The following is a 17,963-nucleotide window of genomic DNA, read 5'->3' on the forward strand; positions in this document are numbered from 1 at the left end:
CAGCGTGGACCGCCGCCGGACCGGCCGCGACATCACGATCCGGTCAAGAGGTGTCCAGGGGGTCTTGATTTACCGGCGTGTAATCGATTCCATCCACCCGTCGATGTAATCGATTCCACGGACCCGTCCACCGGGTCCCGTTTCCACAAGGAGGTGGAGCGGCGATGGCGAGCATCAAGGACGTCGCCGCCGAGGCGGGCGTCTCCGTCGCCACGGTCTCGCGCGTCCTGAACGACCACCCGTCGGTCAGCGCCGACGCACGCACCCGCGTGCTGGCCGCCGTCGAGGTCCTGGGCTACCGCCCGAACGCCGTCGCCCGCTCGTTGCGCACGGACCAGACCCACACCCTCGGCCTGGTCATCAGCGACGTACTGAACCCGTACTTCACCGAACTGGCCCGCTCAGTCGAGGAGGAGGCCCGCGCGCTCGGCTACAGCGTGATCATCGGCAACGCCGACGAGCGGCCCGACCTCCAGGACCACCACGTACGCAACCTGCTGGACCGCCGGATCGACGGCCTGCTCGTCTCCCCCACGGACGGCGGCTCGCCGCTGATGCTGGACGCCGCGCGGGCCGGGACGCCCATGGTGTTCGTGGACCGGTGGATCCCGGGCGTGGACGTGCCCGTCGTCCGCGCGGACGGCCGGGCCGCCGTACGGGACCTCGTGACGCATCTGCACGGGCTCGGGCACCGGCGGCTCGCGATCATCGCCGGTCCCGCGGCGACCACGACCGGCCGGGAACGCGTGGAGGCCTTCCGGGAGGCGCTCGCCGCCTGCGGGCTGGAACTCCCCGACGCCTACATAGGGCAGGGCGACTTCCAGGCCGAGAGCGGGCGCCGGGTCACCGAGGGCTTCCTCGGCCTGGCCGAGCCGCCCGAGGTCGTCTTCGCGGCCGACAACCTGATGGCGCTCGGCGCACTGGACGCCGTACGCGCGCGTGGACTGCGCGTGCCGGACGACATCGCGCTGGCCGCGTTCGACGACATCCCGTGGTTCGTGCACACCGACCCGCCGATCACGGCGGTCGCCCAGCCCACGGGCGAGCTGGGCCGGGCCGCCGTACGGGCCCTGGTCGACCGCATCGAAGGACGGCCGGGCGAGTCCGTCACCCTCCCCGCCCGGCTCGTCGTACGCCGCTCGTGCGGCGAGAACCCCACCCCAGTGCAAAGGAGCACGTCGTGAGCGACGCGGACGAGTTGCTGCGCATCGAGGGCATACGGAAGACCTTCCCGGGTGTGGTCGCGCTGGACGGCGTCGACTTCTCCCTGCGCCGGGGCGAGGTGCACGTGCTGCTCGGTGAGAACGGCGCGGGCAAGAGCACGCTGATCAAGATGCTCTCCGGTGCCTACACGCCCGACGCCGGGCGGATCCTGGTCGGCGGCGAGGAGACGCGCATCCAGAGCGCGCAGGACTCCGAGCGGCTCAGGATCGCCACCATCTACCAGGAGTTCAACCTCGTACCCGATCTGACGGTCGCCGAGAACATCTTCCTGGGGCGGCAGCCGCGCCGCTTCGGCGTGATCGACCGGAAGCGGATGGAGGCCGACGCCGAGGTCCTGCTCAAGCGGGTCGGCGTACACGTGTCGCCCCGCGCGCGGGTCCGCGAACTCGGCATCGCGCGGCTGCAGATGGTCGAGATCGCGAAGGCGCTCAGCCTGGACGCCCGGGTGCTGATCATGGACGAGCCGACGGCCGTGCTCACCTCCGAGGAGGTCGAGAAGCTCTTCGCGATCGTGCGCACGCTGCGCGAGGACGGCGTCGGGATCGTGTTCATCACCCATCACCTGGAGGAGATCGCCGCCCTCGGGGACCGGGTGACCGTCATGCGCGACGGGAAGAGCGTCGGGCAGGTGCCCGCCTCCACGCCCGAGGACGAGCTGGTCCGGCTCATGGTGGGGCGCTCGATCGAGCAGCAGTACCCGCGCGAGCGCGCCGACCGCGGTACCGCGTTGCTGACCGTCGAGGGGCTCACCCGCGACGGCGTCTTCCACGACGTCGGCTTCGAGGTGCACGCCGGCGAGGTCGTCGGCATCGCGGGGCTGGTCGGGGCCGGGCGGACCGAGGTCGTCCGGGCCGTGTTCGGGGCCGACCCGTACGACAAGGGCAGCGTGAAGGTCTCCGGCGCCCCGATCGCCAAGTACGACGTCAACGCGGCGATGACCGCAGGGATCGGGCTCGTCCCCGAGGACCGCAAGGGCCAGGGCCTGGTGCTGGACGCGTCGGTGGAGGAGAACCTCGGGCTGGTGACCCTGCGGTCGGCCACGCGCGCGGGGCTCGTCGACCTCAAGGGCCAGCGCGAGGCCGCCGAGCGGATCGCCGGGCAGCTCGGCGTGCGGATGGCGGGCCTCGGCCAGCACGTGCGCACGCTGTCCGGCGGCAACCAGCAGAAGGTCGTCATCGGCAAGTGGCTGCTCGCCGACACCAAGGTGCTGATCCTCGACGAGCCGACGCGCGGCATCGACGTCGGCGCCAAGGTCGAGATCTACCAGTTGATCAACGAACTCACCGCCGCCGGCGCGGCCGTCCTGATGATCTCCAGCGACCTGCCCGAGGTGCTCGGCATGAGCGACCGGGTGCTGGTGATGGCCCAGGGCCGGATCGCCGGTGAACTCTCCGCCGACGAGGCGACCCAGGACGCCGTGATGGCACTCGCCGTAAGCAACCCCAGCACCGACAAGGAGGCCTCCCGTGGCCACTGACACGCTCAAGAGCACGACGGGCGCGGGTGGCGCCTCGGCCTCGGGCGGCCTGCGCCGCCTCCTGCTCGACAACGGCGCGCTCACCGCGCTCATCGTCCTCGTCATCGCGATGTCGGCGCTGTCCGGCGACTTCCTGACGACGGACAACCTCCTCAACGTCGGTGTCCAGGCGGCCGTGACCGCCATCCTCGCCTTCGGCGTCACCTTCGTGATCGTCTCGGCGGGCATCGACCTGTCGGTCGGCTCGGTCGCCGCGCTGTCGGCCACGGTGCTCGCCTGGAGCGCCACCTCGGCGGGCGTCCCGGTCTTCCTCGCCGTGCTCCTCGCCATAGCGACCGGCATCGTCTGCGGCCTGGTCAACGGCGTCCTGATCTCCTACGGCAAGCTGCCGCCGTTCATCGCCACGCTGGCCATGCTGTCCGTGGCCCGCGGCCTGTCCCTCGTCATCTCCGAGGGCTCCCCGATCGCCTTCCCGGACTCGGTCTCGCACATCGGCGACACGCTCGGCGGCTGGCTGCCGGTGCCGGTCCTGGTCATGGTCGTGATGGGCCTGATCGCCGCGTTCGTGCTCGGCCGGACCTACATCGGCCGCTCCATGTACGCGATCGGCGGCAACGAGGAGGCCGCGCGTCTTTCCGGGCTGCGCGTGAAGAAGCAGAAGCTCGCGATCTACGCCTTCTCGGGTGTCTTCGCCGCCGTCGCCGGTGTCGTCCTCGCCGCCCGCCTCTCCTCCGCGCAGCCCCAGGCCGCCGACGGCTACGAGCTGGACGCGATCGCCGCGGTCGTCATCGGCGGCGCCTCCCTGGCGGGCGGCACGGGCAAGGCGTCCGGCACGCTCATCGGCGCGCTGATCCTGGCCGTGCTGCGCAACGGGCTGAACCTGCTGAACGTCTCCGCGTTCTGGCAGCAGGTCGTCATCGGTGTCGTCATCGCGCTGGCGGTGCTGTTCGACACGCTGCGGCGCAAGGCCGGGGCGACGCCGGTGGCCGGTGCTTCTGGCGGCAAGGGCAAGCAGGCGGCGACGTACGCGCTCGCGGCCGTGGTCACCGTCGCGATCGTCGGCGCCACGTCCTTCCTGCACAACGGCTCCTCCGCCGCGTCCACCCCGAAGATGGGCCTGTCGCTGTCCACCCTCAACAACCCCTTCTTCGTGCAGATCCGGGCGGGCGCCCAGGCCGAGGCGAAGCGGCTGGGCGTGGACCTGACCGTCACGGACGCCCAGAACGACGCCTCCCAGCAGGCCAACCAGCTGCAGAACTTCACCAGTTCCAACCTGGGCGCGATCATCGTCAACCCCGTGGACTCGGACGCCGCGAGCAACTCGGTGAAGGCCGCCGACAAGGCGAAGATCCCGGTCGTCGCCGTGGACCGGACCGTCAACAACGCGGCGGTGGACACCCTGGTCGCCTCCGACAACGTGGCCGGCGGTGAGCTGGCGGCCAAGTCCATCGCCGAGAAGCTGGGCGGCAAGGGCAAGATCGTGATCCTGCAGGGCCAGGCGGGCACGTCCGCGGCCCGGGAGCGTGCGCAGGGCTTCGCGAACGGCCTGAAGGCCTACCCGGGCATCCAGGTCGTGGCCCAGCAGCCCGCCGACTTCGACCGCACCAAGGGCCTCGACGTGATGTCGAACCTGCTCCAGGCCCACCCGGACGTCCAGGGCGTCATCGCCGCCAACGACGAGATGGCCCTCGGCGCGATCAAGGCGCTGGGCTCCAAGGCCGGCAAGTCGGTCTCGGTCGTGGGCTTCGACGGCACGCCTGACGGACTGAAGGCGGTCGAGGGCGGCACGCTGTACGCCTCCGTGGCGCAGCAGCCGACCCAGCTCGGGAAGATCGCCGTGGACAACGCCCTGAAGGCGCTCCAGGGCAAGAAGGTCGAGGAGACGGTGAAGGTGCCGGTGAAGGTGGTCACGAAGGAGAACGTGGCCGGCTTCAGCGGCTGACATCGGGGAACGGCGGGCGGTCGCACGGCTGGTGGGACCGCCCGTCCATGTCACTCACGTGGGGAGACAACTCATGTACGACTACGACCTCCTGGTCGTGGGGTCGGCCAACGCCGACCTGGTGATCGGAGTGGAGCGCCGGCCCGGAGCCGGCGAGACCGTGCTCGGCTCCGACCTGGCCGTCCACCCGGGCGGCAAGGGCGCGAACCAGGCGGTCGCCGCCGCCCGGCTCGGCGCCCGTACGGCACTGCTGGCCCGGGTCGGCGACGACGACCACGGCCGGCTGCTGCTGGACTCGCAGCGGGAGGCCGGCGTCGACACGGTGGGCGTCCTGGTGGGCGACGCGCCGACCGGCGTCGCGCTGATCACGGTCGACCCGTCCGGGGACAACAGCATCGTCGTCTCGCCGGGCGCGAACGGCCGGCTGACCCCCGGGGACGTGAGCGCCGCCGGGTGTCTGTTCCAGAGCTCCAAGGTGGTCTCGACGCAGTTGGAGATCCCGCTGGAGACGGTGGTGGAGGTCGTACGGAACCTTGCGCCGGACAGCCGCTTCGTGCTGAACCCCTCCCCGCCGCGCCCCCTCCCCGCGGAGGTGCTGGCGGCCTGCGACCCGCTCATCGTCAACGAGCACGAGGCGAAGGTGATCCTGGGCGACTCGGCCGTCGGGGACACCCCCGAGGACTGGGCGCGGATCCTGCTCGCGAAGGGCCCGCGGTCGGTGGTGGTGACGCTGGGCTCGGAAGGCGCGCTGGCGGCGTCGGCGGAGGGCGTCTCCCGGGTGGCGTCGGTCAAGGTGCGGGCGGTGGACACGACGGGCGCGGGCGACGCGTTCACCGCCGCGCTGGCCTACCGGCTGGGGGCGGGCGAGTCCCTGGCGGAGGCGGCGGCGTACGCGGCGCGGGTCGGTGCGGCGACGGTGACCAAGGAGGGCGCGCAGGCGTCCTTCCCTACGGCGGAGGAGGTCGCTGAGCTGTGCTGTGCTGACCCGGGAGACAACCCCCGGACCCCCGGCCGCAGGTCGGACAGCGACTCCGCATCCGGCGAGCGGGGTGGGGCCTGATGAAGAAGGCCGGAATACTCAACCGTCACCTCGCCGGAGCGCTGGCCGAACTCGGCCACGGCGACGGGGTCCTCGTCTGCGACGCGGGCATGCCCATCCCCGACGGCCCCCGGGTGGTGGACCTGGCCTTCCGGGCCGGGGTGCCGGCGTTCGCGGAGGTCCTGGAAGGGCTGCTGGCCGAGCTGGTGGTCGAGGGGGCGACGGCGGCCGAGGAGGTACGGCGGGCGAATCCGGAGGCCTCGAAACTGCTGCACGGGCACTTCCCCGCACTGGACTTCGTCCCGCACGAGCGGCTCAAGGAACTGTCGGCGGACGCCCGGCTGATCGTCCGCACCGGCGAGGCACGGCCGTACGCCAACGTCCTGCTGCGCTGCGGCGTCTTCTTCTGACCGCCGTCCACCGAGATGTTTCGAGGGGCCCGATCCGTCGACCGGGCCCCTCGGCTTTCCCCTCCCGTCAGGATCCCCCGCGATCCCCCCGGATCCCCCTCCAGAAGTCCTGACACCAAGTACGACTGCCAAAGGACGGGAAGGGTTGCACGGCCGAGTAAGAAATTCTTGCCGGACCCTTACGGATCCCCGCGCCGGTGCCGGAGCAGGTGCCCTAGGTTGACGGAATGGGCCTCTTCGACAAGCTGACCGGAACCCAACATCCCGACGACGGTGTCGTTCCGCGCCCGGTCGAGGAGGTGCGGGCGGCCCTGCTCGCTCTCAACGGGCCCGACGTGCCGTATGCCGTGCTCGTCGGGGCCGCGGAGGGCGCCGACGTGGTGGCGGAGTGGCGGCTGGCCGAGCCCGCCTGGCAGAACCTCTTCGTCCGTTCCCAGCTCAGCCGTGCCGTCCGGTTCCGGATGCGCTTCGTGGAGGCCGAGCACGAGGTGCGCGTCGTCGAGGAGGGGCGGGAGGTCACCCGGGTCGGGAACCCGCCGAGGCTGAGCATCTCCCGGCAGTACACGCGTGGGCCGGACCGGACCGTCACCCGCCACTACACCCTCGGTCGCGGGGAGAGCGGCCGCCTCGAAGCCACGGAGACGTTCCGCTTCGACAGCGCCGAACTGCGCGATCCTCTGCGGGACATCGTCCTCACGTCGGGCTGGACGTGGCGGAGTGTGGTGTTCGGCAGGCTGTGAGCACGCGGGTGACCTCGCCGTCGTCCTCCACGATGTCCCGGACGTGCGCGAACCCGAGCCGGCCCAGCAGCCGCAGCGACGGCTCGTTCCGCGCGTCCACGGTGGCGTGCACCTCGGTGAGCCCCAGGGTCTCGAAGCCGTACGCCACGAGCGCCCGCGCCAGCTCCGTCCCTAGCCCGCCGCCCCAGGCCTCGGGGGCGAGGGCGTAGATGATCTCGTGTCCGTCGACTTCCTCGGTCCGCTTGATCTCCGCGTGCCCGACCAGCCGCCTGTCACGCCGGACCGCCCACACGTCGAACAGCTCCCGCGCGTACACCGTGCTGAAGACCCGCCCGAACAGGGCCCGGTCCTCGGCCTCGGACGCGGTGCCGTCCCCCATCCACCGGGACACCCGGGTGTCCTGGAACAGGGCGACGAAGTCGTCCTCGTCGTCCGGGGTGTAGGGGGTGAGGAGGAGGCGGGGGGTGCGCAGGGTCGGGGGCAGGGCGGGGCTCACTCGGCACCGGCCAACTGATCGGCCCAGACGTAGCTCTCGGGCAGCAGGTCCGCGACGGGGACGGCCCGGACATCGTCGCATGTGCCAACGATGACTTCGACGGCGGGAAAGCAGTCGAGAAGAACCTGCCGGCACCGCCCGCACGGGGGCACGACCCCCCGGCCGCGGTCGCCCACGGCGACGACGGTGTCCAGCTCGTACACCCCCTGGGCGGCCGCCACGCCGATGAGCGTCAGCTCGGCGCAGGGCCCTCCGGTGAAGTGGTAGACGTTCACCGCGGTCACGATCCGCCCGCCCGGGGCACGCCCCGCGGCGGCCACGGTGTGCCTCTCGCCCCGACACCGCGCGCGGGCGACGTCCGCCGCGGCCCGGACGAGCTCATGGTCGACGGGGAGGGTCTGCGTGGTCATCGGCTCTGCTTTCGTCTTTCGTCGGAGTCAAGGGGACGTTGACCCGGGCGGCCGGGTTCGTGCAACCGGAAATCGGCGAGTCACGACGGGGCCGAAGACGGGAAAGCCGGTCGACAGCACGAGCGAGATCGGCGCAGGATCCGGTGCATGTCCGCTCCTCCACGACTGCGGCTCCCGCCGGGCCACCGCAGCCGACCGGCGACCCTCACCGACGTCCCCGCGATCCACCACCTCGTCGCCACCTGCGAGCGCGACCTGCACGGGCGCGTCGACACGGCAGCCGACGGCATCGCCGCCGACCTGGCACGGCCCGGCCTGGACCCGGAGTTCGACACGCTGCTCGTGCACGACGCCGGTGGAGCACCGGCCGGCTGGGCCTGGGTGCACGGAGGCCGCCGCAGCATGATCGACGTCCACCCCCGCCATCGGGGGAAGGGGCTGGGCAGCGCGCTGCTCACCTGGGCCGAGGCACGTGCCCGCCGGGCGGGCAGCGCACGGCTGGTCCAGACGCTCCCCGACGGCGACCGGACGGCCGCCACGCTGCTGCTCTCCCGCCGGTACCAGCCGTACATCACCCAGTGGCTGCTGCGGATCGAGATGCCCGGCGAACCCGAGGTCCCCGACGCACCGCCCGGCATCATGGTGCGACCGTTCGGCCCCGGTGACGAGCGGGCGGCGCACCGGCTCACCGAAGACGCCTTCGACGAATGGCAGCAGCGCCGCAAGGGCTACGAGGAGTGGGCCCGCCTGACGGTCGAACGCCCCACGTTCGCACCGGCCCTGTCACCCGTGGCGTTCGCCGACGGCCGGATGGTAGGCGCGGTCCTGTCGCTGTACGTGCCGGACTCCGACGAGGGCTGCATCGACCGCGTCGCGGTACGCCGTGACCACCGCGACCGCGGCATCGCCCGCTCACTCCTGCGGGAGGCGTTCCACGGTTTCTGGCTGCGCGGCCGGCGCTCGTGCGCTCTGTGGACCCACTCGGCGACCGGCGCCCTGACGCTGTACGAGCGGGTGGGCATGACGGTCGCGCAAGGCTCGACGGTCTTCAGCAAGGCCCTCGACGACGAGGGGGACGCTGTGGCAGGGCTGTGACGGTGAGGCTGTTGCGACTGTGATCGCAAACTGTGAACATGGTGTAGGTAGAAACGTTCATCACCGACCAATCGGTGGCCGGGGGAGGCGAGTTAGCGCGATGAAGTTCGACATGGGTGCGCAGACGCTGTCGACGTTGCAGCGTGACACGCGTGGTTCGACGGATGATCTGGGTGGTCTGGTCCGGCAGTTGGTGGCGGCGGCGCAGCCGCTGGAGGGGAAGTTCAACGGTTCGGGTCGTGTGATGTTCGACCAGTTCAAGGCGCGGGCGGACCGTATCGCGTCGGATCTGAACTCGTCGCTGTCGGCGATCCTGGGCGGTCAGTCCGGGATGGACTCGGCGTTCTCCTCGGGTGACCAGGAGCAGGGCGACAACGCGCGTCAGCAGATGTCGGCGGCGAACTTCGACGCCGCGCGTTTCCGCTGAGTTCCGCGGACGTCGTCGTCAGGGTCCTTTCAGCTTGGCTGTTTTCTCGGGGAGTGGTGTGTGATGGCGGGTGCGGGTTCGGATCGCCGGTCGTATGACACGGGTGCGTCGGCGGATGCGCAGTCGAACATCCAGGGGGTGATCGGCCGTCTGGAGTCGCTGATCACCGAGCGTGACAAGCAGGTGAAGGCGGCGATGGCCGATTTCACGGCGGATGGTGTGGCGGATGAGTACCACGGCAAGGAACAGCGGTGGAACAACGCCTCGCAAGAGGTGAAGAACATTATTCATCTGCTGAAGACGACGCTGGAGAAGAACGACGGCACGGCGCAGTCGACGATTCAGCGCGCGAAGGCGGCGGTCGACAACATCGGCTGAGTCTGCCGTAGTTGCTGGTCCTTTCGGTGTGGTTCGTTGATGGTTGGTGACGGGGGTTTTCGGTGCCCGGCTGGGATTTGAAGCCGCAGGGTATTTCGCATGTGCTGAAGACGACGGGTGATGCGGCGTCGAAGCTGGAGAAGTACGCGAAGGCGTTCGGTGAGCATCTGACGTCGGCGGCGTCCAGCGCGGGCACCGTCTCGGCCGAGGGTGGCGGTGAGGGCGGCGAGAAGGCGCAGGGCGGCCTGGTCGCTTTGGCGTTGTCGCAGTTCGCGGAGCACGCGACGAAGGATCTGAAGTTCGTCGCGGCGCGGGCGGGCAAGTCGTTGCAGGGCGCGGTGGATGCCACCACGGCGTATCTGAACGGGGACGAGGAGATGGCGGCCGAGGCGCAGCGCAAGACGCTGCAGGCGCCTGTGGTGGATCTGCCGGGAGTCGGTAAGCGGTGATCCAGCCGGAGAAGATCCCCCAGTTCACCGGGAATCTGGAGCAGCTGGAGACGGACTACGCGGACCTGAAGAAGGACGCGGGTCACGTCCGGGAGGCGGGCGGTGACATCCACTCCCGTTTCCAGGGCTTGTCGGCGTTCTACCACGCTCCGGAGGCGGAGCAGTTGTTCGCGACGACGAAGCCGGTGAAGGAGAAGGCGGACGCCTTCGCCGACGACCTGGAGAAGGTCTCGGGCGCGCTGTCGTCGTATGCCACCGAAATCCGTCCGCTGGTGGCGAAGCTGAAGCAGTTGAAGGCGGACGCGGCGGCTTTTGTCTCGTCGGTCAAGGACGATGACGAGTGGGAGTACGACGAGGACAAGGTCGACGAGCACAACAAGCTGCGCGATGACATCACCGCGACGGTCGCGGCGTTCTGGGCGGCGGAGCGGACCTGCCACAACAAGATCACCGCGTTGTGGGGCGGGACGCAGATGGTGGCCGGGGACGGTTCGGACAAGAAGAACCAGTACGGCTTCAACGCCGAGGACATGAAGAACGCCAAGCTCCCCTGGGGTGACCCGGTGGAGGAGAAGCACAAGTGGTACGAGGTCGGCCACTGGGTGAAGTCGTTCGTGTGGGACGGGCTGATCGTCGACGGTATCTGGGGCACGATCAAGGGCCTGGGCACCCTGGTCGGCTTCGGTGGCTGGGAGGCGATGGGCCAGGCGTGGAAGGGCCTGGCCCAGCTCGCGACCGGCCTGGCCATCACGGCGATCCCCGGGGCGCAGGCGTGGTTCTGGACGGCGTCGGACAAGGACATGCCCTCCTGGCTGCGTGACTCGCGCACGGCGATGAAGGAGACCGGCAAGGCGCTGGTGGCCTGGGACCAGTGGGGCAAGAACCCCGCCCGCGCCGCCGGAGCGGTCACCTTCAACGTCCTGACCACGGTCTTCACCGGCGGCGCGGGCGCCGCCGCCTCGGGCGCGGGCAAGGCGGGCGCGGTGGCCAAGGCGTTGTCGGTGGCGGGCAAGGCCGGCCGGGTCATCGACCCGATGACCTACATCACCAAGGGCGCGGGCGCAGGCCTGTCGAAGATCGGCGACATCACCAAGGGCCTCAAGGGCGTCGGCAACATCGACATCCCCGCCCTGCCCGAGAACGCCGTCACGCTGCCCGAGGGCACGGTCAAGCTTCCCGACGGCACGGTGCAACTGCCCGAGGGCGCGGCCCTGCCGGACGGCGCGACGAAACTGCCCGACGGCAACGTCCGACTGCCCGACGACGCCCCGGTCCTGCCCGAAGGCACCACGAAACTCCCCACCGAGGACGGCGCCCCGGCCCGCTACTACGACCCGGACGGCAACATCCTCGACGAGCACGGCAACGTCCTGCAGAAATCCGCCGACGGCCCCGGCGACGTCGTCGACCAGCCCCACATGCCGGACACGGGCTCGCCTGCTTCCGGTGCGGACACGCCCCGCGTGGACTCCCCCGCCCAGCAGCCGGCCCTGGTCACCGCGGGAGCGCACACCGCCCAAGACGCCGGCCAGCACATCCGCGTGGGCAACAGCCTCGACGAGGGCCTGGGGGATGCCGGCCGAGTCGGCAACGACGGGGCCACTCCGGCCGTCCACGCCGGGGGCAGTAACTTCCCCGGCAACGCGGCAGGCGACCACATGCCAGGCGGCACCGCAGGCCACTCGCCCGGCGGTCACGCGGGCGACCACATGCCCACGAACGAGTTGGACAACCCGCTCCACAGCGGCCGCGACGGCACTCCCGCCACAGGCGCCGGCCAGCCGGACACGCCCTCCACCGCGGGCCACACCGACGGTCCGAGCACGAGCGGTACCCACAGCGACGGGCCGGGCACCGGTGACGGCCACCATGAGCCGCCATCGGCTGGCGGCGGGCACCCACACTCCGGGGGCATGGACGACGCTGCCCGCGGCGCGGACGGCGGCGATGACGCACATGACGGTGGTGCTCCGCCGCCCCATGAGAGCAATTCCGGCACGGGCGCCAAGAAACCTGGCCTGATTCGCCAGGACGACCACTTCCATGCGGAACACAACAGCAAGGGGCAACGGAAGTCGCACCTCAACGCGAATGGCGATCTCGTCCCCGCCAACCCTGACGGAACGGCGAGCATTGTCGATCACGTCGTGGGACGTGACCCCGCGAAGTCTGACAGTCCCTTCACATCGCTGAGCGCTGAGGGTGCCAATGCGAAGGCATTCGGTTCGGCCAGGATTCGTGTGGACTTGGAGCGGCTGGAGCGTGACATCGCGAACGGCCGAGTTGACGGAGTGGAGGTCTATTCACCGGAGCGGGTGCAGGGCAGCATTCAGCAGAACGCGGACGAGATCGCGGGAAGGCATGTCGACCTGACCGTTCCGCCTGGCACATCCAAGGCTGAGGCCATCGAGCGCGCACAGTCCATGGGCCTGAGTAAGAGCAAGGCCAAGCGCGTCGCCCAACGTATGATCGACATGATGAACACTCGGCGCGACCAGGAATGGCTGATCAAGGGCGTCGTGCCGCGTGAGTACATCGAGGGGCCGTTTGGTGGCTGACATGGTTAGGGAGCCTGACGTGAGCCGGTTCGACAGGTTGCTCGGCACGGACCTCGACGGTCGGCCGGTCGATGATGTGGAGGACGTCATCTACGACGCCCTCGAGGACCCGCGCCACCGAGAGCGGGTGCCCGGACTGGTCGAGTTGATGAACGATCGGGAAGCCCCTGAACGGGAGCGGTTTCTGGCTTGCGTCGCACTGACGACGTGGGCGGAGCCGGCGGGTTACGAGACCGTCATTGCGTGTGCACGCGATCCGAAGCGAGCGCCGTGGTACGACATCCTCATCGACCGCAAGTTCTCCGTCGACAACACTTTCGCGCAGTTGTCGCTGGCCGTGGGTGACAGCGACGATCTTGCGCGGGAGAAGGGAACCTGGGAGCTGAGGACCGAGGCCTTTCGGGCGTTGGTGGGTATCGCGGACCGTGAGTATTTTGACGAGAAACTGGCGGATCTGCTGGACAGAGAGACGGTCGGAACTCTCCTCGACGACATTCGGGAGGCTGTCGGCCGAGGTGTTACCCAGCTGGCTGAGCGCCGCCCCCAGAGCTTCGACCTGACCACCCAGCTCGTCGATCTCGCTGCGGCGGTGGCTACCGTCGACGGGCCCATGGCTCAACGCCTGGCTCAGAACGTCCTGAGCCAGGACACCAGCCCTCGTGCCCTCATCCACGCCGTGGCCATTGTGCGGCGTTCTGGAACGTCCGATGCCCGTGCGTTCGCGGAGTACCTGTCCAGTGTTGGGGACGACAATGTACGTGATCAGGTGCGTCAGGCGCTGATGTCCGATGACGACAAGAAGACCCAGACGCCGAATAACGGCTGACCATGGAGCGGCAATGCGGCACTGCCCAGTCGGCCTGTGGGACGTGGGGCCGCGACGACGAGAGGGCTGATGCCCTGGCCCGCTGTCTTCGGGACTTGCTGACTGCTTATCGCGTACTGGCCACTCACAAGCTTGCGATGGATGCGCCCGTTGTTTATGTCTCGGTTTCTGAGGCCCGTAAAGTCGAACAGTCTTCTTTTCAAGGGAGAGCTTGGACGCGTATGCCGAGTGCTCCGGTGACATCGTGACGGGCGTTGGAGAGGAGATGTTCCGACAGGAGGCTCTGTTTCGGCTGGGGGCCTCTTCCTTCGCCGACTTCGTCACTGTCGACTTGGTGACGCACACGGACGTATGGCTGCCGTACGACCTCAAGGGGCGGCACGCCGAGAACTACTTCAACGCCGATGGCTCTGCGTCGGACGTGTGGTCCAGCTTCGAAGTCCCCGCACGGTACGACATCTTCATGCACGCTCCCGGCTTCGGACGTATCGGCTACCGGCGGACTGCTGAAGGTGAAGTCCGGTACGTGCCGGTCCACGGATCGCAAGGTGAGCTGCTCGGCTACCTGTGGGCCTCGGACGCAGAAAACGCGGCGAGCTTCGAGCCCCTGGACGTCGGCGACAATGCTTCCTACCATGCCGGGTTGGCCTGGCTGGAACGCCTGCGGTCCGCGCACGACCGCGGGTTGTCACCATCGGCGGCCCTGGCTGAGCTGTCGGCGACGTCTGACACGAGCGCAGGCCGAGTGGACCCGACGCGCGAACCACGGACCGCCGCCCTTGCTGTACTACGCGACCGATCGCAGGAGGGAGCCTGAATTGGGCCGGTTCGACCGGTTGTCCGACACGGACTTCGATGGTCGGCCGGTCGATGACGTGGAGGAGGTCATCTACGACGCTCTCGATGCCCGCACCATCAGGAGCGGGTGCCTGGGCTCGTTGACGTAGGCCGAGCCGGCGGGTTACGAGACCGTCATTGCGTTGCGCCCGGGATCCGAAGCGGCGGCCCAGGCCGTCGTGAACGAGCTGGGTGTCCCGGTCAAGGCGGGACCGGATCCGCTGCAGAAAAGGCTTCTCATGAAGATTGCGGATCACTTTCAAGAGCTATGGGCGCCTTCTTTTGGGATGCCCAGAGGGAGGGTGCGGGAATTTGTTGCGGATGCCGCATACGTGGATGAGCGAGAGATTGTCCAGTATTTGCTGGCCGGACATGACCTTTTCAGTGTCATGGGTTCCTCCGAGGACGTTCTGGGTTCCGGCGAGACAATCATGGGGGGCGACTCCATCTACTCGGATGGAGAATGGGTGTGGCGAGGAGATCTCTGGTTCTATGTGAGGAACCATCACGTCTGTCTGCCGAACGAGTTTTTGGAGCGAATCAGGTCCTTTGGCTACACCATGCCGGCTGAGGGCTTGTCGAGTCTCATGGAAATCGCCAAGGAAATCCGCCCTCGATTGTGAGATGACTGGCAGGGTGACCCAGCGGCTGGGTGGAACCGGTCGTGTCCCCGTCATCCTGTGGAACAGGGGTACCTGAAACAGGATGAAGAGCTGCTGTTCATCGGTGTCAAGCAGAATACCGTTATGGACCGTTTGGCGACCGCCCGGGTCACCTCGTACTCCGGCTTCTGTGCGCCCTTCCCGTCGCAGGCTTACATCGCGGCTGGCAAATTCAACGGTGTCGAGATCTGGCGCCTTGAACAGATCCAGCGGAGCATCAACGACGAGATCAACAAGGTGGCGGGCAAGAGCCGGCAAGGTGTACCGCCGGGTCATGGCGTTGCTCAATACTCGGAGAATGGTTGATCAGCGGAGTAGTCCCGAAGGAGTGCGTCGACAGGCCACACCCGACGACCAGGACACCGTGAAGCCGTCGGACAGCATGTCCGAGAGTCAGGCTTCGTGGGAACCGAGCCCCCGAGTCGCCCAGCTGCTCTTTGTGGACTTTGACGGAATGCCGTCGGATCCCGATGAAGTCATCAGCGATGGACTCGACGGCGGTTACAGGGACCGCTCCGAGGCCCTCAGGCAAGTCCTGCGAGACTCGGATGAGGACCCGGCAGGGCGTTTTCTGGCGTGTGTCGCGCTGACACGCTGGGGTGACGCGATCGGGTACGAAGAGGTGGTCGCTGCCGCTCATTCGCCCGGAGCAGTCGCTTGGCGGGGCGCCTCGTACGACAGAATGCATGGCGAGGACGACACTTTCGGAGTGCTCGCGGACGCTGTGGGAGACAGCATCGACATGGTGGACGAACGCGGCACGGGTGCCGAGCGGGTAAGGGCCGCAGAGGCGTTGCTCGGAGTGGTCGACTCCGTTCAATTCGACCGGCACACCAACTCCCTGCTGCGTGAGGATCTCCTCGTGGCCTCACTTCCGGTGATCAAAGAAGCGGTGGCACGCGGCACTACGAGGTTGAAGCAAGAGCGCATCTCATACGATCTTGGCCTTCAGCTGGCCTTGACGATTACTGCGGCTCGTCGTATTGACGCAGACTGGGCTCTGAACGCGGCGCGCGGTCTTGTGGCGGCCAAGCCCGGTGAGCGTGGGTTGGAAGAACTGCGCGAGGATTTCCCGGAGTTCCGGTGAAGGGCTTGGCCATTGCAACTCAGGTTCAACGCGACCGCCGACGCATTGCGTACGACGCCGACATGCCCGTCGAGGAGGGTTGTGCATACTTCTACCCCCGTGGCCCACTGGACCTGGGGGCGTGACGACGAAACGGCTGACGCCTTGGTCCGCTGTCTTCGGGACTTGATGGCCGCTTATCGCGTACTGGCCACTCACAGGCTCGCGATGGATGCGCCCGTTGTCCATGTCTCGCTTTCTCAGGCCCGTAAGGCGAAGAGCTTCCTTTGACTGACCGCAACGGCTCGTGGGGCGGGAGAGGGGGACACTGCGGAAGCTGCAATACAGCTGGTTGATCAGATGAGGGCGGATCTCCGCGCCGGCGAGGTCGGTTCCGTGGACGCGTACGTCCAGTGCTCCGGCGACATCGTGACGGGCGCCGGAGGAGAGTTGGTCCGACAGGAGAACCTGTTTCGGCTGGGGGCCTCTTCCTTCGCCGACTTCGTCACTGTCGACTTGGTGACGCACACCGACGTATGGCTGCCGTACGACCTCAAGGGGCGGCACCGGCAAGAGGTCTACACGGCAAACGGCCCTCGCTTGGCGGCGGTGCTGCGCGACCTGTCCGAGGTTCTCGGGTCAGAGACGGATCCAGACGACTCGACGTACTTCGCCAAGCCCACCGAAACGCTCGGCTACCTGTGGGCCTCAGACGCAGAGAACGCGGCGAGCTTCGAGCCCCTGGACGTCGGCGACAATGCTTCGTACCATGCCGGGTTGGCCTGGCTGGAGCGCCTGCGGTCCGCGCACGACCGGGGGTTGTCTCCGTCGGCGGCTCTGGCCGTGGTGTCGGCGACGGCTGATACGAGCGCAGGCAGGGTGGCTCCGGCGTGCGAACCGCGCACCGTCGCTCTTGCTGTCCTGCGCGACCGATCGCGGGGCTGACAGCGGGACTACCCTTCGGCGCGGGACCAGTGTCATGCGAGGGCGGAATGGATGCCGTAGGCCGTGATCTCAGTGGGGCGGATCTCTCCGGCGGTGATTGGTCGGAGTCGTGGTTCACGGGCGCCGATCTGCGGAACGTCAATCTGGCGGGTGCGGAGTTGTATCGCTCGGATGCTCAGGGGGCCGACCTCAGTGGGGCCGATCTGACGGGTGCCTCCCTCGTGCGCGTGAACCTCGACGACGCGATCCTGCGGCACGCGACGCTCGACCGTGCCGACCTGGTGAAGGCGTCGTTGTTCGGTGTCGATGCCTTTGGTGCCAGTTGTCGAGGCACCCGGTTCATGGGGGCCTCGCTGCTGGAGGTCGATTTTCGATGCGCCGATCTGCGGGATTCCGTGTTCGATCAGAATTCGTTCAAGGTGATCATTGATCGGCGTACGCGACTGAGCGGTGCCTCGGGGTCTGTTCTCGGACCCGTGGTTCTCGCGGAGGAGGGGGGATCGCGAGAACTGTCCGGTCCGGAGCTTCAGGAGTGGTTGCGTGAGCGCGGCGGGTGCGTTCAGGTCGTGACCGGGAGTCGTTGACCTCGCGCTGCCGTGCCGTCGAAGGGTGGGTAGTGCTCGCCCACGCGCTCCGCCGCCTCGATGTATGCGGTGAGGGCGTCGCGGGACTGGGCGAGCCGTTGCATCTGGTCGTCCAGCCGGCGCAGGCGGGAGCGCATCGCGGTCAGTAGTTCCGGGCAGCCGGGCAGGGCCGGGGCCTCCCCGACCGCGCAGGGCAGTACGTACGCGATGTCCTCGGAGGACAGGCCCGCGCCCAGCAGGTGCCGGATCTGCTTCACCCGCAGCACGGCGCTGTCGTCGTACTCGCGGTAGCCGTTCGCGCCGCGGTCCGCCTCCAGCAGCCCCTGGGCCTCGTAGTAGCGCAGTTGGTGGGCGTTGACGCCCGTCCGTCGGCTCAGTTCCCCGATCCGCATCGGAAA

At 68.6% G+C, this 17,963-nt stretch carries 21 protein-coding genes; 18 read left to right on the top strand and 3 right to left on the bottom strand.

Translation table 11 applies throughout. The features are described 5' to 3' along the window. The first annotated feature begins 164 nt into the window (after positions 1–164). From C1703_RS13745 to C1703_RS13770, 6 genes are all read left to right on the top strand, one after another. Positions 165–1,184 carry a LacI family DNA-binding transcriptional regulator gene (locus C1703_RS13745; protein WP_114252737.1) on the top strand — a complete coding sequence of 340 codons (1,020 nt, stop codon included), beginning with the start codon at positions 165–167 and terminating at the stop codon, positions 1,182–1,184. After that, on the top strand, positions 1,181–2,701 hold the full coding sequence (locus C1703_RS13750; RefSeq protein ID WP_114252739.1) for a sugar ABC transporter ATP-binding protein: 1,521 nt from the start codon (positions 1,181–1,183) through the stop codon (positions 2,699–2,701). Before C1703_RS13745 ends, C1703_RS13750 begins: the two co-directional genes overlap by 4 nt. Then, positions 2,691–4,643, top strand: a complete 1,953-nt coding sequence (locus C1703_RS13755) for a substrate-binding domain-containing protein (RefSeq protein WP_114252741.1) — start codon at positions 2,691–2,693, stop codon at positions 4,641–4,643. The genes C1703_RS13750 and C1703_RS13755 overlap by 11 nt, the downstream gene beginning before the upstream one ends. A gap of 73 nt (positions 4,644–4,716) precedes the next feature. Beyond that, a complete protein-coding gene (locus tag C1703_RS13760; RefSeq protein ID WP_114252743.1) occupies positions 4,717–5,703 on the top strand; it encodes a ribokinase in 987 nt (328 codons plus the stop codon). Beyond that, on the top strand, positions 5,703–6,092 hold the full coding sequence (rbsD, locus tag C1703_RS13765) for a D-ribose pyranase (protein WP_114252745.1): 390 nt from the start codon (positions 5,703–5,705) through the stop codon (positions 6,090–6,092). Before C1703_RS13760 ends, rbsD begins: the two co-directional genes overlap by 1 nt. A 227-nt stretch (positions 6,093–6,319) precedes the next feature. After that, positions 6,320–6,832: a hypothetical protein gene (locus C1703_RS13770; protein ID WP_114252747.1), complete on the top strand. Its 513-nt coding sequence runs from the start codon at positions 6,320–6,322 to the stop codon at positions 6,830–6,832. On the opposite strand, the gene C1703_RS13775 is transcribed toward C1703_RS13770, so the two are convergent. Both C1703_RS13775 and C1703_RS13780 read right to left on the bottom strand, forming a co-directional pair. Next, on the bottom strand, positions 6,786–7,316 hold the full coding sequence (locus C1703_RS13775) for a GNAT family N-acetyltransferase (protein ID WP_114257409.1): 531 nt from the start codon (positions 7,314–7,316) through the stop codon (positions 6,786–6,788). The genes C1703_RS13770 and C1703_RS13775 overlap by 47 nt on opposite strands. 8 nt (positions 7,317–7,324) lie before the next feature. Further along, positions 7,325–7,738 (bottom strand): cytidine deaminase, encoded by a 414-nt coding sequence (locus C1703_RS13780; protein WP_114252749.1) that lies wholly within the window; start codon positions 7,736–7,738, stop codon positions 7,325–7,327. 147 nt (positions 7,739–7,885) lie between these two features. Between C1703_RS13780 and C1703_RS13785 the strand changes: the two genes are divergently transcribed. The 12 genes from C1703_RS13785 (at position 7,886) to C1703_RS13840 (ending at position 17,565) form a co-directional block, all read left to right on the top strand. Next, the gene (locus tag C1703_RS13785; RefSeq protein WP_114252751.1) at positions 7,886–8,833 is read left to right on the top strand and encodes a GNAT family N-acetyltransferase; all 948 of its coding nucleotides are present in this window, start codon (positions 7,886–7,888) and stop codon (positions 8,831–8,833) included. A 100-nt stretch (positions 8,834–8,933) separates the two neighbouring features. Beyond that, positions 8,934–9,260 (top strand): hypothetical protein, encoded by a 327-nt coding sequence (locus C1703_RS13790; protein WP_010046599.1) that lies wholly within the window; start codon positions 8,934–8,936, stop codon positions 9,258–9,260. Positions 9,261–9,323: 63 nt separating this feature from the next. Continuing rightward, positions 9,324–9,638 (top strand): pore-forming ESAT-6 family protein, encoded by a 315-nt coding sequence (locus C1703_RS13795; RefSeq protein ID WP_031114159.1) that lies wholly within the window; start codon positions 9,324–9,326, stop codon positions 9,636–9,638. Between the two features lie 101 nt (positions 9,639–9,739). After that, positions 9,740–10,087 (top strand): DUF6507 family protein, encoded by a 348-nt coding sequence (locus C1703_RS13800; RefSeq protein ID WP_114252504.1) that lies wholly within the window; start codon positions 9,740–9,742, stop codon positions 10,085–10,087. Beyond that, positions 10,084–12,645 carry a hypothetical protein gene (locus C1703_RS39670; protein ID WP_232840475.1) on the top strand — a complete coding sequence of 854 codons (2,562 nt, stop codon included), beginning with the start codon at positions 10,084–10,086 and terminating at the stop codon, positions 12,643–12,645. The genes C1703_RS13800 and C1703_RS39670 overlap by 4 nt, the downstream gene beginning before the upstream one ends. 19 nt (positions 12,646–12,664) lie before the next feature. Next, positions 12,665–13,471: a hypothetical protein gene (locus C1703_RS13810; protein ID WP_232840476.1), complete on the top strand. Its 807-nt coding sequence runs from the start codon at positions 12,665–12,667 to the stop codon at positions 13,469–13,471. 211 nt (positions 13,472–13,682) lie between these two features. Beyond that, positions 13,683–14,288: a hypothetical protein gene (locus C1703_RS13815; RefSeq protein ID WP_232840477.1), complete on the top strand. Its 606-nt coding sequence runs from the start codon at positions 13,683–13,685 to the stop codon at positions 14,286–14,288. A gap of 163 nt (positions 14,289–14,451) precedes the next feature. After that, on the top strand, positions 14,452–14,931 hold the full coding sequence (locus C1703_RS13820) for a hypothetical protein (protein WP_232840478.1): 480 nt from the start codon (positions 14,452–14,454) through the stop codon (positions 14,929–14,931). A gap of 57 nt (positions 14,932–14,988) precedes the next feature. Next, entirely contained in the window at positions 14,989–15,276 is a 288-nt protein-coding gene (locus C1703_RS13825; RefSeq protein WP_114252753.1) for a hypothetical protein, read from the top strand. After that, positions 15,269–16,057, top strand: coding sequence for a hypothetical protein (locus C1703_RS13830; protein ID WP_157993108.1), 789 nt, complete (start codon positions 15,269–15,271; stop codon positions 16,055–16,057). The genes C1703_RS13825 and C1703_RS13830 overlap by 8 nt, the downstream gene beginning before the upstream one ends. A gap of 375 nt (positions 16,058–16,432) precedes the next feature. After that, complete coding sequence (locus C1703_RS39265) at positions 16,433–16,981, top strand: hypothetical protein (RefSeq protein ID WP_198678163.1); 549 nt, start codon at positions 16,433–16,435, stop codon at positions 16,979–16,981. Positions 16,982–17,028: 47 nt separating this feature from the next. Beyond that, complete coding sequence (locus C1703_RS13840; protein ID WP_114252757.1) at positions 17,029–17,565, top strand: pentapeptide repeat-containing protein; 537 nt, start codon at positions 17,029–17,031, stop codon at positions 17,563–17,565. Here C1703_RS13840 and C1703_RS13845 read toward each other — a convergent pair. Further along, the gene (locus C1703_RS13845; RefSeq protein WP_114252759.1) at positions 17,541–17,957 is read right to left on the bottom strand and encodes a MerR family transcriptional regulator; all 417 of its coding nucleotides are present in this window, start codon (positions 17,955–17,957) and stop codon (positions 17,541–17,543) included. The two genes, C1703_RS13840 and C1703_RS13845, sit on opposite strands and share 25 nt — an antisense overlap. Positions 17,958–17,963 lie beyond the last annotated feature (6 nt).

It is taken from the genome of Streptomyces sp. Go-475 (assembly GCF_003330845.1).
In the GTDB taxonomy this organism is placed as follows: domain Bacteria; phylum Actinomycetota; class Actinomycetes; order Streptomycetales; family Streptomycetaceae; genus Streptomyces.